This window comes from Streptomyces sp. UG1 (genome assembly GCF_049974585.1).
Taxonomy (GTDB): domain Bacteria; phylum Actinomycetota; class Actinomycetes; order Streptomycetales; family Streptomycetaceae; genus Streptomyces.
On record NZ_JBNGGG010000115.1, the window covers coordinates 1 to 3,267 of the forward strand.

The following is a 3,267-nucleotide window of genomic DNA, read 5'->3' on the forward strand; positions in this document are numbered from 1 at the left end:
GCGTCACGGTCCAACTCACCATTCAGGCGCAGGGCCAGTGGGATGTTGTAGGTGGCGCTCGGCCCCTCCATCTTGTGGATGAACCACAGCCGGCGCTGGGCGAAGGACAGCGGCATGACCTCGGGTCGCCGGCGGACGGTGAGGGCCAGGCGTCCGGGGGCGGCAGTGTCGAGAAGTGCCGCCACCGCGGCCGGTGTCGGGCCCTCGAACAGTGCGCGCAGCTCCAGCTCCACGCCGAACGCGGCACGGATCTGGGCGATGAGGCGGGTGGCCAGCAGCGAGTGTCCGCCCAGGTCGAAGAAGTCGTCCTCGACGCCGACCCGCGGCAGCCCCAACACCTGCGCGAACAGATCGCACACGATCTGCTCCTGCGGCGTGCGCGCCCCTCGGCCCGATCCGGTCGACGCGAACTCCGGCGCGGGCAGGGCCGCCCGGTCCAGCTTGCCGTTGGCCGTCAGGGGGAGCCGGTCGAGGGGAACGATGGCCGACGGGACCATGTAGTCGGGCAGATGGTCGCGGGTGTGCTCACGGAGCTTGGCGACCAGGGCACCGGTGCCGCGGCGGGCGGCGGGGTTGGTCGCCCACGTGGACAGGGGTGCGGTGGAGGCGCTGGTGGGGAGCGCGGCGTAGGTGCCGACGGGGGCGCGGCCGGACAGCCGAGTTCGGTCGACGAAGACGACGTCCACGGTGTCGGTGTCCTGGGTGTTCCAGGTGATGCCGGTCCAGTAGCCGTGCTCGTCGCCCAGGGTGTGGAAGGCCTCAAGGCCGATGAGTGAAGCGGCGGGGCGGTCGGGCAAGGGTGTGCCGTCTTCGAGGGCCTGCCGCATGGCGAGTTCGTGGATGAGGCGGGGGTTCGGGACGCCGGTCAGGCGAAGTTCCGCGGGCCGTTCGGCCGCCAACTGTTGCCTCAGACCGACGAGGTTGGCTTGGGCGTCGGCGTGCGTGAGCCAGGGTCGGGTGGGGGCGTCGGTGAGGGGGTGGGTGGTGATGCCGGTCTTGTACAGGGTGGCGTCGTAGCGGTAGCGGGTGAGTTCGTTGTGGGCGGTGCCGCGCTTGAGCTGGATGTCGGTGCCCGCCAGGTCCGGGATGTGATGAGCGAGGGCGCTGAAGTACTCGGGGTCGACGAGGAGTTCCTTCTCCAGGACCAGGCTCTGCTCGACGGCGCGGCGGATCGCGGCCGTGTCGCTCGGGTCCTCGGCACGCGCCGCCTGCACACCCGAGGCGAAGGTCCGCAGCAACCGCGGATTACGCAGGTCGCCCAGGAACAGCGCGCCACCGGGGGTGAGGGCGCGGAGCGCGTGATGGACGACCTGTTCCAGGTAACCGGCGTTCGGGAAGTACTGGGCCACGGAGTTGACCACGATCGTGTCGAAGTGGCCCTGCGGAAGGTCGCCGAAGTCGTGGGCGGGCTGGGTGCGGAGACAGACCCGGGTGGCCAGGACGGGATCGGCGTCGACGTGCCGCCGGAGCTCGTCGATGACGGTGCGGGAGAAGTCGGTGCCCCAGTACTCCTCGCACTCGGACGCCAGCCGGGCCAGGAGCAGGCCGGTGCCGACACCGATTTCGAGGACGCGGCGCGGCCTGAGGGACCGGATGCGGTCGACGGTCGTGTCCCGCCACTCCCGCATCTCGGGCAGCGGGATCGGCCGGCCGTCGTAACTGCTGTTCCAGCTGGCGAAGTTCTCACCGAAGGCCGTCTGCTCCGCGGCGGTGTACACGGCGTCGTACAGGTTCTGCCACTCGCTGAGCTGGTCCTGCTCCACAGCCTCGTCGTGGTCGCGCGCCGAGGTGTCGGCGACGACGTAGGCGACGAGTCGGGAGTCACCGGGCTGGTCCTCGCGGACGACGACGGCTGCCTGCGCGATGTCCGTGTGGTCGGTGAGGACCTCCTCGATCTCGCCGAGTTCGATGCGGAAACCGCGGATCTTGATCTGGTGGTCGACGCGCCCGACGAACTCCAGCTCGCCCTCCTGGTTCCACCGCACCAGGTCACCGGTGCGGTACATACGGGCACCGGGTTCGGGAGCGTACGGGTCCGCCACGAACCGCTCGGCCGTCAATCCGGGCTTGTTCAGATAGCCGCGGGCCACACCGGATCCCGCGATGTACAGCTCCCCCACCACACCGGGCGCCACCAACTCCAGCCGCGAACCCAGCACATAGGTACGCGTGTTGGCGATCGGCCGGCCGATGGACGGTGCGCCCGCGCCGCCGCCGAGGTCCGCGGCGGTCGACCAGATGGTGGTCTCGGTGGGGCCGTACAGGTTGGTCACGTCGTCGGTGAGCGTGCGCATCGACTCGGCGAGCGGGGTGGGCAGAGCCTCACCGCCGACGAGGACACGCAGGCCCCGCAGCGCCTCCGGCTCGTGCGCCACGAGCAGCTGCCACAGCGAGGGGGTGCCCTGTACGACCGTGACGCCGTGCCGGGCGATCAGGTCGAGCACGGCGGACGGTTGAGGGACGGCCTCCTTGGGGGCGAGGACGACCGTGGCGCCCGACAGGAGCGGGTGGTACAGCTCCAGCGCGGCGATGTCGAACGCCACCGTGGTGACCGCGAGCAGCCGTTCCCCCGTCCGGAGCGGGACCTTGCGCCGCATCGCTTCCAGGAAGTTGAGCAGCGGCGCGTGCGGTACGACCACGCCCTTGGGACGACCTGTCGAGCCTGACGTGTAGATCACGTACGCGGCGGCCTCGGGGGCCTGCGGTGCTGCGTGTCCGGTCTCGGCCGGGTCGGTGTCGGGGCAGGCGGCCAGAAGTGCGTGTACGTCCGGGGAGTCCAACACCAGTCGTTCCGCCGAACCACGGTCCGGCGTCCGGGAGTCGGTCGCCAGTGTGGTGAGCAACAGGGCGGGCCGTGCGTCCTGGAGTACGTAGGCGAGGCGGCCGGCCGGGTGGTCCGGGTCCAGCGGCAGGTACGCGGCACCGCTCTTGAGCACGGCCAACAGGGCGACCACCAGCTCGACCGAACGCGGCAGAGCCAGCGCGACCACCCGGTCCGGACCCGCGCCCCGGCGCAACAGGACGTGCGCGAGGCGGTTGGCGCGGCGGTCCAGCTCCGCATACGTCAGGGAGGTGTCCCCGGCGATCACGGCCACGGCGTCAGGGGTGGCGGCGGCCTGCTCGGCGAGGCGGACCGGCAGCAGCCTCTCGCCGACCTCGGTCTCGGTCTCCAGCCAGGTGCCGAGCAACTGCCGGTGTTCGTCGGGGGTGAGGATGTCGATGTGGTTGAGGGGCTGGTCGGGGTGGGTGGTGGCGATGTCGAGGAAG

Annotated in this window: 1 protein-coding gene; it reads right to left on the reverse strand. The window is 71.0% G+C overall.

All coding sequences use genetic code 11. The annotated features are described in order from the left end of the window. The coding region (locus ACP4J3_RS50510; protein ID WP_426545011.1) for an amino acid adenylation domain-containing protein at nucleotides 1-3,267 on the reverse strand (3,267 nt) is incomplete at both ends.